General features: G+C 54.3%; 18 protein-coding genes. 6 read left to right on the top strand and 12 right to left on the bottom strand.

Annotation, left to right across the window (positions count from 1 at the left end):
* Positions 1–261 precede the first annotated feature (261 nt).
* Positions 262–2091 (top strand): ABC transporter ATP-binding protein/permease, encoded by a 1830-nt coding sequence (locus AC3CHX_RS23970; protein ID WP_488630478.1) that lies wholly within the window; start codon positions 262–264, stop codon positions 2089–2091.
* A gap of 141 nt (positions 2092–2232) precedes the next feature.
* Here AC3CHX_RS23970 and purB read toward each other — a convergent pair whose 3' ends face one another.
* The gene (gene purB / locus AC3CHX_RS23965) at positions 2233–3600 is read right to left on the bottom strand and encodes an adenylosuccinate lyase (RefSeq protein WP_488630477.1); all 1368 of its coding nucleotides are present in this window, start codon (positions 3598–3600) and stop codon (positions 2233–2235) included.
* Positions 3601–3861: 261 nt separating this feature from the next.
* On the opposite strand from purB, the gene AC3CHX_RS23960 reads away from it, so the two are divergent.
* On the top strand, positions 3862–4470 hold the full coding sequence (locus AC3CHX_RS23960; protein WP_488630476.1) for a glutathione S-transferase family protein: 609 nt from the start codon (positions 3862–3864) through the stop codon (positions 4468–4470).
* Positions 4471–4481: 11 nt separating this feature from the next.
* On the opposite strand, the gene AC3CHX_RS23955 is transcribed toward AC3CHX_RS23960, so the two are convergent.
* Positions 4482–5348, bottom strand: a complete 867-nt coding sequence (locus tag AC3CHX_RS23955; protein ID WP_488630475.1) for an AraC family transcriptional regulator — start codon at positions 5346–5348, stop codon at positions 4482–4484.
* Between the two features lie 134 nt (positions 5349–5482).
* Between AC3CHX_RS23955 and AC3CHX_RS23950 the strand changes: the two genes are divergently transcribed.
* Positions 5483–6721, top strand: coding sequence for an MFS transporter (locus tag AC3CHX_RS23950; RefSeq protein WP_488630474.1), 1239 nt, complete (start codon positions 5483–5485; stop codon positions 6719–6721).
* Between the two features lie 93 nt (positions 6722–6814).
* Here AC3CHX_RS23950 and AC3CHX_RS23945 read toward each other — a convergent pair whose 3' ends face one another.
* The 10 genes from AC3CHX_RS23945 to AC3CHX_RS23900 all read right to left on the bottom strand — a co-directional run bounded on the left by AC3CHX_RS23945 (position 6815) and on the right by AC3CHX_RS23900 (position 15152).
* A complete protein-coding gene (locus AC3CHX_RS23945; protein ID WP_488630473.1) occupies positions 6815–7354 on the bottom strand; it encodes a peroxiredoxin in 540 nt (179 codons plus the stop codon).
* 138 nt (positions 7355–7492) lie between these two features.
* A complete protein-coding gene (locus AC3CHX_RS23940) occupies positions 7493–7711 on the bottom strand; it encodes a hypothetical protein (RefSeq protein WP_488630472.1) in 219 nt (72 codons plus the stop codon).
* A 201-nt stretch (positions 7712–7912) separates the two neighbouring features.
* Positions 7913–8854 carry a carbohydrate kinase family protein gene (locus AC3CHX_RS23935; protein WP_488630471.1) on the bottom strand — a complete coding sequence of 314 codons (942 nt, stop codon included), beginning with the start codon at positions 8852–8854 and terminating at the stop codon, positions 7913–7915.
* Between the two features lie 56 nt (positions 8855–8910).
* Positions 8911–10320, bottom strand: coding sequence for a DUF3426 domain-containing protein (locus AC3CHX_RS23930; RefSeq protein ID WP_488630470.1), 1410 nt, complete (start codon positions 10318–10320; stop codon positions 8911–8913).
* Between the two features lie 2 nt (positions 10321–10322).
* The gene (prmA, locus tag AC3CHX_RS23925; RefSeq protein ID WP_488630469.1) at positions 10323–11258 is read right to left on the bottom strand and encodes a 50S ribosomal protein L11 methyltransferase; all 936 of its coding nucleotides are present in this window, start codon (positions 11256–11258) and stop codon (positions 10323–10325) included.
* A gap of 8 nt (positions 11259–11266) precedes the next feature.
* Positions 11267–12637, bottom strand: a complete 1371-nt coding sequence (gene accC, locus AC3CHX_RS23920) for an acetyl-CoA carboxylase biotin carboxylase subunit (RefSeq protein WP_488630468.1) — start codon at positions 12635–12637, stop codon at positions 11267–11269.
* Positions 12638–12799: 162 nt separating this feature from the next.
* A complete protein-coding gene (gene accB / locus AC3CHX_RS23915; protein ID WP_488630467.1) occupies positions 12800–13246 on the bottom strand; it encodes an acetyl-CoA carboxylase biotin carboxyl carrier protein in 447 nt (148 codons plus the stop codon).
* Positions 13247–13371: 125 nt separating this feature from the next.
* Positions 13372–13809 (bottom strand): type II 3-dehydroquinate dehydratase, encoded by a 438-nt coding sequence (gene aroQ / locus AC3CHX_RS23910; RefSeq protein WP_488630466.1) that lies wholly within the window; start codon positions 13807–13809, stop codon positions 13372–13374.
* A gap of 139 nt (positions 13810–13948) precedes the next feature.
* A complete protein-coding gene (locus AC3CHX_RS23905; protein WP_488630465.1) occupies positions 13949–14338 on the bottom strand; it encodes a TlpA family protein disulfide reductase in 390 nt (129 codons plus the stop codon).
* A gap of 175 nt (positions 14339–14513) precedes the next feature.
* Complete coding sequence (locus AC3CHX_RS23900) at positions 14514–15152, bottom strand: hypothetical protein (protein WP_488630464.1); 639 nt, start codon at positions 15150–15152, stop codon at positions 14514–14516.
* Positions 15153–15526: 374 nt separating this feature from the next.
* Here AC3CHX_RS23900 and mpl point away from each other — a divergent pair, with 374 nt between their 5' ends.
* From mpl to AC3CHX_RS23885, 3 genes are read left to right on the top strand one after another with little or no spacing between them, the layout of a single operon-like run.
* Positions 15527–16951, top strand: coding sequence for a UDP-N-acetylmuramate:L-alanyl-gamma-D-glutamyl-meso-diaminopimelate ligase (gene mpl, locus AC3CHX_RS23895; RefSeq protein WP_488630463.1), 1425 nt, complete (start codon positions 15527–15529; stop codon positions 16949–16951).
* The gene (locus AC3CHX_RS23890) at positions 16948–17541 is read left to right on the top strand and encodes a YqiA/YcfP family alpha/beta fold hydrolase (protein WP_488630462.1); all 594 of its coding nucleotides are present in this window, start codon (positions 16948–16950) and stop codon (positions 17539–17541) included. The genes mpl and AC3CHX_RS23890 overlap by 4 nt, the downstream gene beginning before the upstream one ends.
* On the top strand, positions 17541–18155 hold the full coding sequence (locus AC3CHX_RS23885; protein WP_488630461.1) for a chorismate--pyruvate lyase family protein: 615 nt from the start codon (positions 17541–17543) through the stop codon (positions 18153–18155). The genes AC3CHX_RS23890 and AC3CHX_RS23885 overlap by 1 nt, the downstream gene beginning before the upstream one ends.
* Positions 18156–18270 lie beyond the last annotated feature (115 nt).

Raw genomic sequence — 18270 nt, 5'->3', positions numbered from 1 at the left:
TTGCCTTGATCTAAGTCGATGTCAGACGCCTTCAAGTTTGTTCAGGCGACGTAATCTGGCGTTATTTCTTTTTCAAGCTACCGCTCGCCAGGCAGTGGGAAGTTGCGGCCAGCGCGTAAATCTCCCATGCTGGAGCGGTCGGAACTTGTATTCAAGAGCGTCTCGACAATTGCGTGGCCCGGCTTTACTATCGACAGGGTTGCCTGGATATTGTGGCCTGAATGGTAACGAGTAATTAGTGCATCGCGGACTGGAGTAAATATGGACTGGAATAATGAGTTGCTGGAAAGCCTGATCTGGTTGAGTAAAGCTTTTGTTATCAGCATGATCGGTTTGAGCCTGATAGTTGTGATGCTGGCCCGCTTTACCGTTTGGGGAAGACAGTTTCGCCGCCTGACATGGGATTTTTTCAGGCCTGCCCGCAGCAAGCAGCCATTGGTCTGGCTGGCGGGGATTGTTTTTCTGACGCTGTTCTCAGTGCGGATGAATGTCTTGTTTTCATTTTGGTACAACGGCATCTACAGCGCACTGCAAAAGCTCGACGCCAAAGTGTTCTGGACCATGATCATCATCTTTTCGATTCTGGCCACCGTGCACGTTTTCCGGGCGTTGATTAATTTTTATGTGCGCCAGGCTTTTTTGATTCATTGGCGCGTGTGGCTCACGAACGACCTGGTAGATCGCTGGTTGGCCAATCAGGCCTATCACCGCACGCAGTTCGTCGCGCAAAAAATCGATAACCCGGATCAACGTATCCAACAGGATGTGGAGGGTTTTGTCTCCAGTTCGCTGACGCTGTCGATGGGGGTGCTGGATTCGGTAGTCTCGTTATTTTCGTTCAGCATTATCTTGTGGGGTTTGTCCGGCGCGCTGGCATTGTTCGGCGTCGAGATACCGCGCGGCATGGTGTTTCTGGTCTATATCTATGTACTGATCGCCACGGTTTTTGCGGTAAAGGTCGGTCGTCCGTTGATGCGGTTGACGTTCATGAGCGAAAAATTCAATGCGGATTTCCGTTATGCATTGATACGCATACGTGAATACGCTGAAAGCATTGCCTTTTTTCGCGGAGAGAGTGTCGAGCGCGGCACGCTGGCGACCCGCTTTAGCAGTCTGATCGGCAACATGTGGGCGATCGTTTCGCGCTCCCTTAAATTTCAAGGCCTGAATTTGGTCGTAAGCCAGATTGCGGTGGTGTTTCCATTGGTTATTCAAGCCCCGCGCTTTTTCAGCAAACAGATTACGCTGGGCGACATGATGCAAACCGCGCAGGCATTTGGCCAGGTTCAGGACGCGCTATCGTTTTTCCGGAATGCCTATGACGAATTTGCCGGCTACCGTGCCATCATGAATCGCCTGACCGGCTACCTCGACTCGATCGATGCCGCCGAACAACTGCCGGGTGTACAAATCAGCTACCAGCAGAACGCGTTCGTAGTGAATGGCCTGACCGTAAAAACCCCGGCGCAGGTGACGCTGGTGGAAAATCTGAATCTGATATTGGCGCCGGCCGCATCGCTGTTGATACGCGGTCGTTCCGGCGTCGGCAAGACGACGCTGCTGCGCGCCATCTCTGGCTTATGGCCTTACGTCGATGGCAGCGTCGTAAGGCCGGATGCGCAGCACGCATTGTTCTTGCCGCAAAAGCCGTATCTGCCGTTAGGCACACTCCGCACCGCTTTGCACTATCCACATGCCGTGCAAACCGATGATGTCGCAGCTGAAATACTGCGCAAGTGTCAACTTGCTCATCTGATCGCACGACTGGACGACGAAGCCGACTGGACCCACATCCTGTCACTGGGCGAACAGCAACGCCTGGCAATCGGCCGGGTGCTGCTGAGTCGGCCGCAAGTTGTTTTCCTCGATGAGGCCAGTTCGGCCATGGATGAGGGGCTGGAACATGCGATGTATCAGCTGGTACGCCAGTCGCTGCCGCAAGTCATCCTGGTCAGCGTCGGCCATCGCAGCAGTCTGGCGGTGTTTCATGCCCAGGAACTGGCGTTGCTGGGAGACGGAAAGTGGCGCCTGGCCGCCATGGAAGGCTGGATGAATGGCGCGGAGCGATACTCATCAATCAGCGTGAATTGAGCGGCATGATTTATTTTTGCCGCGTCGTGTTGTCAGATTGACGTACTGTTAAATTGCTCGCGCAAAAAAATGGTTACCGCTGAGGTAGCCATTTTTCATGGTGCTGCAAGTGTAAAAAGCGGAACGGACGAGCGATGGACCTTAGATTTTTTTCGCCAAATCAGCCGCATAACCAATGTAATTGGCTGGCGTCATTGCCAGCAAAAGATCCTTGGCTTCTTGCGGGATTTCCAGTTTCAGAATGAACTCACGCAATGCCTCTTTGGAAATGCCTTTGCCGCGTGTCAGCTCTTTCAATTGCTCGTATGGATTTTCGATGCCGTAGCGGCGCATGACGGTTTGCACCGGTTCGGCCAATACTTCCCAGGTTGCATCGAGGTCTTCTGCCAGACGCGACGGATTGACTTCCAGCTTGTTCAAGCCGCGCAAGCAACTGTCATACGCCAGCAAGGTGTAACCGAGGCCGACGCCGATATTGCGCAATACGGTGGAGTCGGTCAAGTCACGCTGCCAGCGCGACACCGGCAATTTTTCCGACATATGTTTGAGAACGGCGTTGGCCATGCCCAGATTGCCTTCGGAGTTTTCAAAGTCAATCGGATTCACCTTGTGCGGCATGGTCGACGAACCGATTTCACCGGCTTTGAGGCGCTGCTTGAAATAGCCCAGTGCAATGTAGCCCCAGATGTCGCGGTTGAGGTCGAGCAGTATGGTGTTGGTGCGTGCCACTGCATCGAACAGTTCGGCCATGTAATCGTGCGGCTCGATTTGAATCGTGTACGGGTTGTAGGTCAGGCCGAGGCGTTGCTCGATGACGTTCTTGGAGAAAGTTTCCCAATCAAATGTCGGGTAGGCGGATAGATGGGCGTTGTAATTCCCGACTGCGCCATTCATTTTGCCGAGTATCTCGACAGCCGCGATACGCTTGGTGGCGCGTTGCAGACGGGCGACCACGTTCGCCATTTCCTTGCCGAGCGTGGTTGGACTGGCCGGCTGGCCGTGGGTGCGCGACAGCATCGGCAGTTCGGCGTTCTGGTGCGCCAGTTCAGTCAGCCTGGCGATCAATTGTTGTAGCGATGGCAGCAAAACGCTGTCGCGTGCCGCTTTCAACATCATGCCGTGCGATGTGTTGTTGATGTCTTCCGAGGTACAGGCGAAATGGATGAACTCGGATGCCGCAACCAGTTCAGGCACATCCTTGACCTGTTCCTTGAGCCAGTATTCAACCGCTTTAACGTCGTGATTGGTGACCGCTTCGATTTCTTTAATCCGGGCTGCATCGGCTTCACTGAATTCAGCGGCGATCTTGTCCAGCAGGGCACTGGCATTGGCCGAAAATGGCGTGATTTCGGCAAAGCCCGCATTCGACAGCGCCTGCAGCCACGATATTTCTACTTTAACGCGGTGATGCATGAACCCGGCTTCGGACAGGATCGGACGCAGTTTGTCGGTTTTGGCGGCGTAACGGCCATCCAGCGGGGACAGGGCAGAAAGTGCGGTAAGGGACATGATAGTGATGATCAGAAGGAGTGAATCAAAGCGCCGAATGTTTCTTTGGCGTAACTGTTTCGCTAATTTTGCGGCTCCCGGTTAGTCCAGAAGTCCGAATTAGTCATAAACTTATGCAATACCGGAGATGCAACCAGAGCCGGATTTTACCATTTGCGACCTCGGTTATCTGTTGTTTTGCATGTCGGCCCGCAATCGGAGTGGCCGAAAATGTTACATCCCGATGTTATAATCGGGTCCAATTATTTCTATAAGTAGCATATGAAACTGATCGGTTCCCTAGGTAGTCCCTACGTTCGTAAGGTCCGTGTCGTAATGGCGGAAAAAAAACTCGACTATACCTATGTTTTGGAAGATGTCTGGGCTGAAAATACCACGATTCAAGTCTCGAATCCGCTTGGAAAAGTACCTTGTCTGGTGATGGAAGATGGCGGTGCGATGTTTGACTCGCACGTGATTGTCGAATATCTCGACACCCTGACACCGGTCGGTAAGCTGATCCCAAGCAACACGCGTGAACGGGCTGAAGTCAAATGCTGGGAAGCATTGGCCGATGGCGTGCTGGACGCCGGCATCTTGATGCGGCTGGAACGTCTGCAACGTTCTCCTGAACAACAAAGCGAAGCCTGGATAGCCCGTCAGCGCAGCAAGGTCGATGCCGGGTTGAAAGCAATGGCAGCCGGTTTGGCTGACAAACCATTTTGCGCCGGCAATCATTACTCGCTGGCCGATGTCGCGGTTGGTTGCGCGTTGGGCTGGATCAGTTTCAGATTTCCTGAAATCGAGTGGCGTGAGTCGTATCCGACGCTGACTAAACTGTTTGATAAATTATCTGAACGGCCGTCGTTTAAAGATACTGTGCCGCAGTAATAGCGCCATCATCATTCTTCCTGTGGGTTCTGAACCTTATTGCGTGAGCGGCTTTTTTTAGGTGCAAAGAAAGCCGACGGCGACTCTCCAAAGGTCTTCTTGAACATTGCCGAAAACGCCGACTGGCTAGCGTAACCCAGTTCGGCGGCAACCAGTGACAGCGGCATGCCGCGTGTGATCATCGGCGCCGCATGCGCTAGTCTTATTTGCTGCCGCCACTGTCCGAATGTCATCCCCAAATCCCGCTCGAATAAACGTGCCAAGGTTCTCTCGGACGCGCCGACACGCTGCGCCCAATCGCCGAGCGTCATTGCAGAGCCAGGGTCGTCGAGCAAGGCCTGGCATAAGGTAGTCAGGCGCTTCTCGTTAGGTAATGCGACGCGTATCGCCTGGGTTTCGGCATCGGCCAATTCGTTCAGTATGAGTTGGCTCAGAAGCGATTCCCGCACACTCCCGTCTTCAGCTTCCGATAACGCCGCAATCAATTCGCGCAATAGCGTAGATACTTCCAGTACGATGCATTCCTTCCCATGAAACGGTGTGGCGCTGGTATGGATATACAGGGCGCGTAACTGCGCCTTTTCCATTGTCTTGATTTCATGCACTACATGTGACGGAATCCAGATGGCACGCAACGGTGGCACGATCCACGTGCTGTTGCCGACGGCAACGCGGAGTGTGCCTTCCGGGGCGTAGGTGACTTGCCCCCATGCATGCGTATGCGCCGGCAGTACTGCCGCAGCGTCAAGATCGCGTGCTCGCAGTCGCACCGGATGATGCAAGTCTGGTATCACATCCACCAGGTTTACCCGGGTATGTTTCAGTATTGGTGTCGACATCAATGTTGAGGTTGGCAGAAATTCGATAGAACATGACATTTTATCTTAAAGCAGTCGCCGTCTTTTTGCTTACACTTCATTTATTCCAAGACGAGGAGCCGGTTCAAGCTCTTTTAATTATTAGGTAGACAACTTTCTCGTGGTATTTTTGATACCCTTTTATTTCATTCCCCATGCAAACAGCTACCAACCAAATATCCTCTTCGCAGGATCAGCAAAATACTGAAAAAACCGGTTTTCGGGTGTTGGGAGCGATTAGTTTTGCGCATTTTTTGAATGACATGATCCAGTCGCTGATTCTGTCGATTTATCCGTTGCTAAAGGATAATTTCCACCTGAGTTTTGTGCAGATCGGTTTGATTACCTTGACCTATCAGATCACCGCATCGATTTTGCAGCCAGTGGTTGGGTTGTATACCGACAAACATCCGATGCCGTATTCGCTGGCGGTTGGCATGGGTTTCACGCTGGTCGGCTTGTTGACGCTATCGATGGCACCTAGTTATGGTGTGTTACTGATGGCAGCGGCGCTGGTCGGGACCGGGTCGTCGATCTTTCATCCCGAATCGTCGCGTGTGGCGCGCATGGCTTCCGGCGGTCGACATGGACTGGCGCAGTCAATCTTCCAGGTGGGCGGTAACGCGGGCAGTTCGATGGGGCCGTTGCTGGCGGCATGGATCGTTATTCCGCACGGACAAACCAGCATTGCCTGGTTTTCGCTGGCAGCGTTACTGGCGATCGCGGTGTTGTGGCAGATCGGCAATTGGTACCAACAGCATCGGCTCGTCAGCAAGGGCAAGCCGCTGAAAGCACATCATGTGTACATCGCACTACCGCGCAAGAAAGTCATGTTTTCAATCGGTATTTTGCTGCTACTGGTTTTCTCGAAATATTTTTACATGGCCAGCCTGAGCAGCTATTTCACTTTTTACCTGATCAATAAATTCCAGCTGTCGGTGCAATCGGCGCAGGTGCACTTGTTCGTATTCCTGTTTGCGGTGGCTGCCGGTACCGTGTTGGGCGGCCCGATCGGCGATCGCGTTGGTCGTAAGCTGGTGATCTGGGTATCGATTCTTGGCGTCGCCCCATTTACGTTGCTGCTGCCGTATGCGAATCTGTTCTGGACCGGCATCCTGACAGTGATTATTGGTGTGATTCTGGCGTCCGCATTCTCGGCTATCCTGGTATTCGCCCAGGAGCTGGTCCCGGGCAAGGTCGGTACCGTGTCCGGATTATTCTTCGGGTTTGCTTTTGGTATGGGTGGGATTGGTGCTGCGGCATTAGGCAAGCTGGCTGACATGACCGATATTAACTTCGTCTATCAGGTATGTTCGTTCCTGCCTTTGATTGGATTGCTGGCGGCGTTCCTGCCCAATCTTGACGCGCATCGACGCAAGACTGTGCCCGGTTAAGCCGGTTAGATAGTTTGACGTATCAAAAAAAGAGCGCGCTACATATCGTAAGCGCGCTCTTTTTTGTGTGTGTCAGCAGTCGTAGCCAGTGATTTATTTTTTGTTTTTTGCGACCCATTGCTGCAATGCCTGCATCGTGTTTTCGACGTGCTTTTCAGGGTTCATGCTGCTGTATTCGTACAGGATCTTGCCATCCGGTGCGATCACGTACGAGACCCGGTCGGCGTAACTGGTTCTAGAAAAAAGTACCGCGTCGTAAGACTTCATGATGCTCTGGCTGGTGTCGGCGGCGACGGCAAATTTGCTGCGGCATTCGCTGACCGAGAACTTGTTGAGCGTGTCGATATTGTCGTGTGAAACGCCGATAACGGTCGCCCCGAGCGCTTTGTACCTGTCGGTTGCATCAGCAAACAAGTGGGCTTCGATAGTGCAGCCTTTGGTGAATGCCGCCGGATAAAAATACAATACCACCGGTCCTTTTTTCAGCTCATCGGCGAGAGAGTACGTAAATACCTTGCCGCCGAGAGAAGCCTGGGCGGTAAAGTCAGGCGCTTTGTCGCCCGCTTTGAGTGCGGCCAGCGCTGGTGCCATGATTGTCGCGCAAACTGCCAGTCCGGCAATCCATCGTTTCATTTTGGGTCCATTAAAAAAAAGATAACCATATCATGCGTAGACATGACATCGGCGAAACAATGTTCCGGCACTCCTCTTACTCGCTACGAGGCCATCTGACATGGCTATTTGCGCATTGAACGTGAAACAAAGCCGCTATCAGCGCCGACCCCGACCGCCATGACCGCCCCAATACCCGAAGCCAAAAGATACCGATGGTGCGATATAGGGATAAGGAGCCGCGTAATAGCCGCCATATGGCGCGTAGTAGGGGCCGCCACCGTAGGCATATGGGTAAGGGCTGTCGTAAGGCACGGCAACGCAGCCGCTGAGCAGCAGCGCTGCGCCTATCGCGCTTATCGAAAAGATTTTTTTCATACTCTCTGCTCCGTGGTCCTGGTGCAAAGTTGGATGCGCATACGCAGACGAAGTTCAGAGTGTGAAATCCCGCATCAGCGCGCTGCGAATGCGGGATAGGGGGAGTATCAAATAAATGTGCCTGTTTACTGACGACAGGCACCATTTTTTGAATATACTCTGCCCGGTATCAAAATCAGCAGTGAAATTTAGATACTTTATTTACAAATGGTAACCAAATGCCTGCTGGAATCGATCATCGATTTCGGCGCGACTCGGGGCATGGTTTTGCGGGCCGAGCTCAGCGATCTTGATGCTACCCATCAAGCTGGACAGGCGGCCGATGGTAGCCCAGTCCATGCCGTTGTTCAGACCGTACAACATGCCGGCACGGAACGCATCGCCGCAGCCGGTCGGGTCCAGCACACGCTCGGCCTTGACGCAAGGAATGTCGATTTTGCCGCCAACGGTAAAGATTTCAGCACCGAGTTCACCACGTGTCACAACCAGTGCGGTGACCTGGTCGGCAATTTGCGCCAGGCTCAGACCGGTCCGCGTGGTCAGCAATTCGGCTTCGTAATCATTGACGGCAACATAGGTTGCAAGGTCAATAAAGTGGCGCAGCTCGGCGCCGTCAAACATCGGCATCCCTTGGCCCGGATCAAAAATCAGCGGAATCCCGTGCGCCACCGCATGTTCGGCATGTTGCAGCATGCCGTCGCGACCGTCGGGTGCAACGATGGCCAGTTTGACCGCGTCGCGGCTGGTCAGGTCGGCGATCGTATTCTCATGCGAATGCGTCATCGCGCCCGGATGGAAGGCGGTGATCTGGTTATTGTCGGTGTCTGTGGTGATAAAGCATTGTGCGGTGTAGGTGGACTCGATGGTGCGAATGCCTGCACAGGAAATACCTTGCTGTTGCAAGCGCTCCAGATAAGGGCCGGCATCGTTGCCGACGGTTGCCAGAATCAGCGGTTCGCCGCCCAGCAATTTCAGGTTGTAGGCAATATTCCCGGCGCAACCGCCGAACTCACGACGCATGGTGGGCACCAGAAACGAAACGTTGATTTTATGTAATTGATCCGCCAGCAAAGCATCAGCGAAGCGGCCTGGATATTGCATGATGACGTCGTACGCCAACGAACCGGAGATGAGGGATGTCATGAGTCGTTTTCAGAATGAGGTAGATCGGAAGAAGGGTAATGGCAGTACAGGAGAATTTAAGGATAAAACAGATAAACGCGATATCCGGAAGCCTTCAACTGTAACAGTTCGAACGTCAACTTGACCGACTGCTCAGTGTCGCGGGCAAAGCCTGCTGTCGTGTCAGTCGCTGCCGGCAGATAGTCGTGTGGCGTGAAGACCCGGCGCAAAATCGCTTTTTCGCTGACGTCGTTCAATGTCAGTTCAATATTCGGCCAGGCCTGAATGGTGCTGCTTCGATTGCGCATCAGTAGATTCAAGGCAAATAAATTGCGTGCAGGAGCGATCGCTTGCAGTTCGTTGGACTCAATCGAAATTCCATCGATTTTCATCGGTAATCCAACCTGGCAGCCGAGTTTGCCGCAGGCGCTGTGCAGCATCGGTTTGAGCTGCGGCACGCGTGCTGCCAACTGGTCGCGGAAGGTGTAGCCGGCTTGTCCGATCAGGCCGAGCAGCAACAAGAGACTGCCTACCCACATGCCGGTCCGCATGACGCCGCCGACGCGTTGTTTGCGCCTTGCCTGCTGCATAAAACTTGGTTCTGCGATCGCGTCCTGTCCGGAATTTGCGGTGCCGTGTTCATTCTCCTGGCGGACTTCGCCATAAATGACGTTGGCGTCGCTGCCAACGGTGTTTTCCTGAGCGTTTTTCTTTTGCCCACGCCAAGGCTTGTTTTGCAATTCATCGATAAGCCGATCCAACTCATCGTCTTCGGCAGAATCTGCGTGGCCGGTTGCGAACGCATCAGCAGCATCGAACTCATCGCCGCCGGCAGGCGCCACCTGGAACAAGGTCATGCGTTGCAACGGGTCATCCTCGTTGCCAGCACTGACGGTTTTATTGAAATATGGACGGTGCCAGACGTTGGGCGATCTGGCGGTGGTTGCTGCCGCGGTTGATTTTTGCGCAGCAGATTCCGGCGCGGCGCCGGTAGTTTGCGTTGGTTCGGCGCGGTTAAGCTCGGGGTCTGACGGTGTTGCGCCGGCTGACTCAGCGAGCAATTCTCTGGCATCCGCGGCGGTGCTTGCGGCGTCGGAAGGGAAGGGCTCGGCATGGGCCGCAGGCGCCACTTCAGTCGCCGCTGACGGCGATTGATCGGTGGCGGTTACGTGGGCTCGATCCTGTGGTGTCAGCGGGGTGTCGGCTGCGCTCGTCGCTTCAGTTGGAACGGAGGTTATTTCAGCGGCTATCGGCGTTGAAATTGGCCCTGCAATTGCTGCAGCTTCGGCCTGATCGGGGTTTTCGCCGGGCGACGGATGGATTGTGGCGTCAGCAGATGCCGAATGGTCCGGCCGTACCAAATGTTCAATGCCATTGAACACTTCGCGGCAAGCGCCACAGCGGACCAGGCCGGCGCGCAATTTCAGTTGGTCATTGGCAACCCGAAAGGTGGTCTGACAATGCGGGCATTGGGTCGCCAGAGCCATGACTAGCTGCGCAACCCGCTCGATAGCGCTGACAGTGTTCCAGACAAGGCAACCCAGCCATCCTGCTCACGCCACACCGTCATCTGTATCCAAGGTGCGTAAGCGGCAATGACATCTTGTGCCTGTTCTGCCAATACGCCTGAGAGAGTCAGGCTGCCGCCCGCTGCAATGCGCGCGCAGAGCATGGGAGACATCAGTTTCAGGGGGCCTGACAAAATATTCGCAACGACGATATCGAAGGTGCCATGCGCCGAATGCTGAACGAAATCATTCGGCAGGTAGTAGTCGATTTCGCAATGATTACGGGCGCTGTTGTAAGCAGCGGACTCAATCGCTTGCGGATCGATATCGACCCCGATCACACTCGCGGCACCGAGCTTTTTAGCCACCATCGCCAAAATGCCGGAGCCGCAGCCGTAGTCGAGTACCGACGCTTCTTTGTGTGCGCCGACATGGGTTTCCAGCCATTCCATGCATAGCCGGGTTGTCGGGTGACTGCCGGTTCCGAATGCCAGACCGGGATCGAGCTCCAGAATCAGGCCGTCGGCGTCAGGCGCATCGTGCCAGCTGGGTACCACCCAGATGTTTTTACCGATATGGATAGGAGCAAACTGCGACTGGGTTAACCGCACCCAGTCTTGTTCCGCCACCGCGCGTAGCACATAAGCGGGTGCCGCGTCCAAGCCGCAAGCCAGGGCGGCGGCGTTGACGATGGCGGCATGATCGGCGTCAAGGTCGCTCAGCGCAACCACACGGCTACGTTCCCATGCCGCTTCTTCCGGTTCCATGCCGGGCTCGCCGAACAGAGGTTGTTCGGCCGCAGTGCCTTCGTCCGCGTCTTCAACCGAGACCGATAATGCGCCAGCTTCCATCAACGCGTCTGACAACGCCTCAGCGTGACTGCGAGCTACTTCTATGACAATTTCGGTCCAGCTCATGTGCAACCTTACTTCTTTTCAGATTTAGTCAATTCTGGTCTTTCGGCCAGTTTGTGTTCCAGATAATGGATGTTAGTACCGCCTTCGATGAAACGGGCGTCTATCATCAATTCACGATGCAGCGGGATGTTGGTTTGGATGCCTTCGACCACCATCTCGGAGAGCGCGATTTGCATGCGCTTGATCGCCTGTTCACGCGTGGTGCCATACGAAATCACCTTGCCGACCATCGAGTCGTAATGCGGCGGCACGTAATAGCCGGCGTAGGCGTGCGAATCAACCCGGATGCCAGGACCGCCCGGCGCATGCCAGGACAGGATTTTACCCGGCGATGGCGTGAACTTGAATGGGTCTTCAGCGTTGATACGGCATTCGATCGAGTGGCCGGTCAGCTGGATATCGCGTTGGCGATAGCGCAGCTTTTCACCGGCAGCGATGTGAATCTGCTCTTGCACGATGTCGACGCCGGTAATCATTTCGGTGATCGGATGTTCAACTTGCACGCGGGTGTTCATTTCGATGAAATAGAACTCGCCGTTTTCGTACAGGAATTCAAAGGTGCCGGCACCACGATAGTCCATCTTGCGGCAAGCCTCGGCGCAACGATCGCCGATTTTCTCGACGACCTTGCGCGGGATGCCTGGCGCCGGCGCTTCCTCGATGACTTTTTGGTGGCGGCGTTGCATTGAGCAATCGCGCTCACCCAGCCAGATCGCGTTTTTGAATTGGTCGGCCAGGATCTGGATTTCCACGTGACGCGGATTTTCCAGATACTTCTCCATATACACTTCCGGATTGCCGAACGCTGCACCGGCCTCGGTTTTGGTCATGGTGACTGCATTGGCCAGCGCCGCTTCGGTATGCACCACGCGCATGCCGCGTCCGCCGCCGCCGCCGGAGGCCTTGATGATGACCGGATAGCCGATTTTGCGTGCGATCTTGATGATTTCCTTCGGATCTTCCGGCAGCGCGCCTTCCGAACCGGGTACGCACGGTACGCCAGCGCGGATCATCGCCTGTTTGGCCGAGACTTTGTCGCCCATCAGACGGATATTCGCGGGTCGTGGACCGATGAAGACAAAGCCGGATTGCTCAACGCGCTCGGCAAAATCAGCATTTTCCGAGAGAAAACCGTAGCCGGGATGAATCGCTTCGGCATCGGTCACTTCCGCCGCGCTGATGATGGCGGGCATGTTCAGGTAACTCAGGCTTGACGGTGCCGGGCCGATACAGACCGATTCGTCGGCCAGTTTCACGTATTTGGCTTCGCGGTCAGCTTCCGAGTGGACCACTACGGTTTTGATGCCCATTTCACGACACGCACGTTGGATGCGCAGGGCAATTTCGCCGCGATTGGCGATGAGGATTTTTTCAAACATAGTAAATGGTATATCCGTCGCTAAGAATCAAGCGTTATCAAGCGTTAGGTTGGTGGGAAGAGGGACACACGCAGGTCAAATGCGCCGCGCGCAAACTGCCCTCATATTCGCCATCAGCAAGCTTATCCGGCGTGACTGGAGAAGCTTTCCGTTGGTTGCAACTTAACCAATGATAAACAAAGGTTGGCCGAATTCGACCGGCTGGCCATTTTCCACCAGAATTTTCTTTACCACGCCAGTCGCGTCGGCTTCGATTTCGTTGAGCAGCTTCATGGCTTCGATAATGCACAAGGTTTCGCCTTCCTTGATTTCCGAGCCGACTTCTACAAACGCCGCCGCGCCTGGCGCTGACGAACGATAGAAAGTGCCGACCATAGGCGATTTGACGATGTGGCCTTCCGGCACAGCTTCTACCGGTGCGCTCACTGGAGCGGCAACCTGTATTTGCGCAGGTTGATGGGCAACTTGTGGTTGCATCATCATTACTTGCTTATGGGATGCCGATGATTTGACGATACGGACTTTGCTTTCGCCCTCGGTGACTTCCAGCTCTTCGATGTCCGATTCAGCGACCAGGTCGATCAGCGTTTTGAGTTTTCTCAAATCCATATGCAATCCTTCAGAATGTGTGTTTTACGAATAACAATATTTACGAATGAAAATAACTGCCATTCTTGTTTTTTAGTTGGCAGATCAACGAATTTGCAGCGACGAATTTATAATTTCTGTTGAGGCTAAAGCTGATTCACTGCGAACTCGATGGCAACGCGATAGCCTTCCACGCCCAGCCCGCAAATCACCCCGACGGCGATGCCCGACAGGTAGGAATGATGCCGAAAGGCTTCGCGCTGGTGAACGTTGGAAATGTGAATTTCGACGAAGCGGATCGCAACGCCAGCCAATGCGTCACGCAAAGCAACGCTGGTGTGCGTTAAGCCGCCGGGATTGATGACGATGGCATCCACACCTTCCGTTTTGGCCGCATGGATGCGGTCAATCAAAGCTCCTTCGTGGTTACTTTGAAAATGCGCCAGTCGAACGCCTGCAGCGGCTGCCTGCGCCTTGGCTGCCAGCTCTACATCTGCCAGCGTGGTCGAACCGTAGACTTCCGGCTCACGTGTGCCCAGCAAATTCAGGTTAGGGCCATTGAGTAGAAGGATATTTTTTGCCATGGAGATGGAGCTTCGTTTGACGACGATGGCCGCATTTTGCCGTCAAATGACTTTGACTGGCAAGGGGAAATTTGTTTCTGCTTAACTTTATGGCGCTAATGCCGGTGAGTTGACGAAAATTTAAATGGTTTTGTCCAAATCACAATAATGCTAAATCTTTCCGCAATTCGTCAAACTTAATGCTGCCAAGATACATCTTTTTTACTTGTCCATCGGCGCCGATGAGGACCGTAAACGGTAAGCCGCCCGCGTCATTGCCAAATTGCCGCAACAGAGACGTGCCGGTTATTCCAGCGACATATAGCGGATAGGTAATCTTATACTTTTGCGCAAATTGCGCGATGTTGTCTTGAGAATCGATGCCGACGCCGATGACATGGATATTCTTTTTGACAAGTTCGGCACGCAGTGCATTCAACTCTGGCATTTCTTCTACGCAAGGTCCGCACCAGGTTGCCCAGAAGTTAACGATTAATGGTTTGCCTTTCCAGTGCGACAAGGGTTCCTGCTTGCCGCTGGCTTCGACCATCGATTGTGCAAACAAGTTGGCAACTGCCGGCGCTTGCGGTGCTGCCAGCGACAAACGGTGCAGATTGAAATAGACGCCGATAGCGCAAAATAGAATGGCAATCGGTATATATAGAAGTAGTTTTCGTTTCATTCGGTTTCTTTGTTCGTGTCAGGAAATGCCATCGCCTGCGCTATCAGGATTCTTGTTCAGTGAGTAGCGATCGCACCGCGGCCAGATCGGCGCGCTCAGTGCGCTTTCCGCTCGGGAACCTGATATTACCGCGCAAGTCGTCAGTTTCATATAGCGCTAAATGTATACCTTCCTGTTTATACAGGAAGCTTACGGTTTCCAGTGGTTCGCTATCGTTCCGATGATGACGTTTTACCGGGCGGCTGAAGTTTTCGCTTTCGGAAATGTCGAACTGGACATTTTTATTTAATAAGTAAATTTCGACATCCTTTGGGCTGTCGACAAATAGATGCAAATGGATGTCGGCGTGTTCGCCGGCGGTGCCATTTAATACTGCGCCGGTCAAATAAGGATTGAAGCCTTCCAGTTCGGTCATCATTTCGACTGCGATCCGACGCAAATGCGCGAGTCTGGCCGGTTGCGTGTCGGCAAAGAACAAAGCGTTATATAAACGCACTTCTTCTTCTATCTGGCTGTTATCCGGCATGAAGTCACCACGCGTACGGCTATTGCCTAGGATTTGTTGTGCCGCTTTACGCTTGGCGGTGCCGTAACCGGCACCATCTTCAGCGATCAGACGTGCCGCTGCGGCAGCGATTTGGGTACGCAGTTGCTCAAAATCGGGTGGGAGGTTGGTAACCATGATCGGCATCATAATGTGATTTGGAGGTAAATACCAAGTTGCCAGAGCAGCAAGATGCTGGATCCTTTGCCACGGACTGTGTTGGCCCGGCCAGGAATCCGGTGTTAAATAAAGATTCCATTTCTAACTCAAACGTAGACTTTATCGGTTTTGGCAAGGATGCCGGATGAGTGATTGTAGCCCTCTCAATCTTAACTTCCCACTGGCGGAAGATCCGGATGGTGGAGAGCGCTTCAAATGGCACCCTGGCGGTCCAGATAGCCTATGCGCCCGCAGTTAAATACGCTTTGAATAAATGCGCATGACTTTGGCGGCGGCACGGGCGGGTCAGGTAAAATCCCATATTCTTCTTTTACGAATGTTGACACTTTAGAATGCACATCCATATTCTTGGCATTTGCGGCACCTTTATGGGCGGTTTGGCTGTTTTGGCAAAACAGGCCGGGCATAAAGTCACTGGCTGCGATGCCAACGTCTACCCGCCGATGAGTACGCAGCTTGAAGCGCAAGGGATAGCGCTGGTGCAGGGCTTCGGCGCTGAGCAGGTTGCGCTCGCACCGGATTTGTTCGTGATAGGTAACGTGGTGTCGCGCGGCAATCCGCTGATGGAAGAAATTTTGAATCGCGGTTTGCCGTATACGTCCGGTCCGCAATGGATAGGCGAGCACATCCTGGCTGATAAATGGGTGTTGGCGGTAGCCGGCACCCATGGCAAAACCACGACGTCGGCCATGCTGGCGTGGATTTTGGAGGATGCCGGCTACGATCCGGGCTTCCTGATAGGCGGCGTCCCGATGAATTTCGGTATTTCCGCGCGACTGTCCGGCCAAGGGCAGGATGCTTCGGCGTCGCCTTTCTTTGTGATTGAAGCGGATGAATACGACACGGCGTTTTTTGATAAACGCAGCAAATTCGTTCACTACCACGCTAAAACAGCGATTCTGAACAATCTTGAATACGATCACGCCGATATTTTCCCCGATCTTGCTGCGATTGAAACGCAATTTCATCACCTGGTGCGCACCGTGCCCGGCGTGGGCCGCTTGGTGGTGAACGGTCGCGAACCTGCATTGCAGCGCGTTTTAGCGCGTGGGTGCTGGAGTGATAAAGAGTTATTTGGCACGGACGATGCGCAAGGCTGGTCATTGACTACCCATGCCGACGGCAGCTTCGACGTCGGCTTTAACGGTCTCCACCAAGGGACCGTACAGTGGTCGTTGACGGGTGAGCATAACCGCATGAATGCAATTGCTGCGATTGCCGCTGCGCGGCATGTCGGCGTGCCGGCAGCGCAGGCGATTATGGCGCTGGGCAAGTTTGAGAACGTCAAGCGGCGCATGGAATTGCGCGGGACTGTTAACCGGATTGCCGTCTACGATGACTTTGCGCATCACCCGACCGCGATTGCCACCACCATCGCCGGCTTGCGCAAAAAAGTCGGCGACGCCCGGATTCTGGCGGTGTTGGAGCCGCGTTCCAACACGATGAAGCTGGGGGCGATGAAAGCTGCATTGCCCGCTAGCCTGATCGACGCTGACCTGGTGTTCGGCTACGGTGTCAAAGGTAACGGCAAAGACGCGCTGGGATGGGATCTGGGCCAGACGTTGGCAGCGTTGGGTGACAAAGCCAGTGCGTACGATGAGCTCGACCGTTTGGTGGCCGCCGTGGCGCAGACTGCGCGGCCAGGCGATCAGGTGCTGGTAATGAGCAATGGCGGCTTCGGCGGCGTGCATCAAAAAATCCTGGATGCGCTGTCAGCTTCAACATCGCCTTCAGCGCCGGCCCAGGCACGATCATGATCCTCTATCTGCACGGCTTCCGTTCATCGCCACGGTCGTTCAAAGCGCGCTTGCTGGCTGAGCGCATGCAGGAATTAGGGCGGGAAAACGCATACATTTGTCCACAACTGCCGGCCTCGCCGCGTGCCGCCATCCAACTCGCGCAGGCTTGTATTGCGCAAGCTGATCATTCTGAATTAACCGTGATCGGTTCCTCGCTCGGCGGCTTTTACGCGACCTGGCTGGCCGAGCAGACAGGTTGCCGTGCGGTGTTATTGAATCCAGCGGTGAAGCCGCCGCGTGATCTGGAAAAATACATCGGGACGCATACGCAATATCATTCCGATGCGCCGTTTGAGTTCAAGCGCGAATATATTGCTGAACTGGAGGCGCTGGCAATTGCCAGGATTACCCAGCCGCAACGTTATTTTCTGATTGCCGCGACGGGTGACGAGGTGCTCGACTGGCATGAAATGGTGGACCATTATCCGCAAGCGCGGCAGTTGGTGATCGAGGGCAGCGATCACGGTATCAGCGAATTCGCGGACTATGCCGATGCGGTGTTGGCGTTTTGCGGAGTGGACGTCAATCCGTCTTCGACAGGTCGCTGATGCCGCGCTCGCATGCTTACGCCAATTGGCATGATCACGCGAACGGCGTCCATCCATCGGCGCTGATGCGCGACTGGCTGACCGACCGCGCTTCGCTGACCTATAAGTTGATGGCGCATAGCGAGCAGTTTCGGGTGCAGCGCCTGCATCAGCGTCACGCGATGTGTCTGGCCGACGAATATGCCGCGATGTCGTTGCCACGGCGGCAACGGGTGCAGGAGCGGGATGTATTGCTACGCTGCGATGGCCGGCCGATGGTGCTAGGTCACACCGTCCTGTCGTTGGCGGCGACCACGTCGGAATGGCCGTTTTTCGGCACCTTGGGTGAGCGTTCCCTGGGCACCACCTTGTTTGGCGATCCGTTGGTGGCGCGCGGGCAACTGCAATATGCGCGTTTGTATCAAGGGCATCCGCTGGTGCGGCGCATGTGTGCGGCGACCGGGGTGCGTGGATTTCCCACGCCGCTATTTGCGCGACGTTCCACCTTTCGACGCAAGGGCGGCGTGATGCTGGTGACCGAAGTGTTTTTCCCGGCGATCAATGAATTGCGGCGAATGTTACGTCAGGCGATTGAAAATGACGTTATTGATGGTGTATGTAAAAAGAAAGAGTAGGCTGGATTGGAAACAGCCTCAGCCGCTGGGTAGCGCCATGCGCCGTCCAAGCTGCTCCTTTCGCTAGTACAGATTATTAAATGCAGGCGGTATCAGCTAACTAAGCAGTCACCGT

The sequence above is a fragment of the Glaciimonas sp. OK215 genome, from assembly GCF_057787885.1.
Note: the sequence above shows the minus strand (reverse complement) of the source record. Positions and strands in the feature narration are given on the sequence as shown.

Excerpts from the sequence above, each read along its gene's own strand:
- AC3CHX_RS23945 (WP_488630473.1), bottom strand. The coding sequence starts at position 7,354 with ATGAAACGATGGATTGCCGGACTGGCAGTTTGCGCGACAATCATGGCA.
- AC3CHX_RS23935 (WP_488630471.1), bottom strand. The coding sequence starts at position 8,854 with ATGACATCCCTCATCTCCGGTTCGTTGGCGTACGACGTCATCATGCAA.
- AC3CHX_RS23940 (WP_488630472.1), bottom strand. The coding sequence starts at position 7,711 with ATGAAAAAAATCTTTTCGATAAGCGCGATAGGCGCAGCGCTGCTGCTC.
- AC3CHX_RS23960 (WP_488630476.1), top strand. The coding sequence starts at position 3,862 with ATGAAACTGATCGGTTCCCTAGGTAGTCCCTACGTTCGTAAGGTCCGT.
- accC (WP_488630468.1), bottom strand. The coding sequence starts at position 12,637 with ATGTTTGAAAAAATCCTCATCGCCAATCGCGGCGAAATTGCCCTGCGC.
- AC3CHX_RS23890 (WP_488630462.1), top strand. The coding sequence starts at position 16,948 with ATGATCCTCTATCTGCACGGCTTCCGTTCATCGCCACGGTCGTTCAAA.
- mpl (WP_488630463.1), top strand. The coding sequence starts at position 15,527 with ATGCACATCCATATTCTTGGCATTTGCGGCACCTTTATGGGCGGTTTG.
- AC3CHX_RS23950 (WP_488630474.1), top strand. The coding sequence starts at position 5,483 with ATGCAAACAGCTACCAACCAAATATCCTCTTCGCAGGATCAGCAAAAT.
- purB (WP_488630477.1), bottom strand. The coding sequence starts at position 3,600 with ATGTCCCTTACCGCACTTTCTGCCCTGTCCCCGCTGGATGGCCGTTAC.
- aroQ (WP_488630466.1), bottom strand. The coding sequence starts at position 13,809 with ATGGCAAAAAATATCCTTCTACTCAATGGCCCTAACCTGAATTTGCTG.
- AC3CHX_RS23930 (WP_488630470.1), bottom strand. The coding sequence starts at position 10,320 with ATGGCTCTGGCGACCCAATGCCCGCATTGTCAGACCACCTTTCGGGTT.
- AC3CHX_RS23905 (WP_488630465.1), bottom strand. The coding sequence starts at position 14,338 with ATGGTCGAAGCCAGCGGCAAGCAGGAACCCTTGTCGCACTGGAAAGGC.
- AC3CHX_RS23885 (WP_488630461.1), top strand. The coding sequence starts at position 17,541 with ATGCCGCGCTCGCATGCTTACGCCAATTGGCATGATCACGCGAACGGC.
- AC3CHX_RS23970 (WP_488630478.1), top strand. The coding sequence starts at position 262 with ATGGACTGGAATAATGAGTTGCTGGAAAGCCTGATCTGGTTGAGTAAA.
- AC3CHX_RS23955 (WP_488630475.1), bottom strand. The coding sequence starts at position 5,348 with ATGTCATGTTCTATCGAATTTCTGCCAACCTCAACATTGATGTCGACA.
- AC3CHX_RS23900 (WP_488630464.1), bottom strand. The coding sequence starts at position 15,152 with ATGGTTACCAACCTCCCACCCGATTTTGAGCAACTGCGTACCCAAATC.
- prmA (WP_488630469.1), bottom strand. The coding sequence starts at position 11,258 with ATGAGCTGGACCGAAATTGTCATAGAAGTAGCTCGCAGTCACGCTGAG.
- accB (WP_488630467.1), bottom strand. The coding sequence starts at position 13,246 with ATGGATTTGAGAAAACTCAAAACGCTGATCGACCTGGTCGCTGAATCG.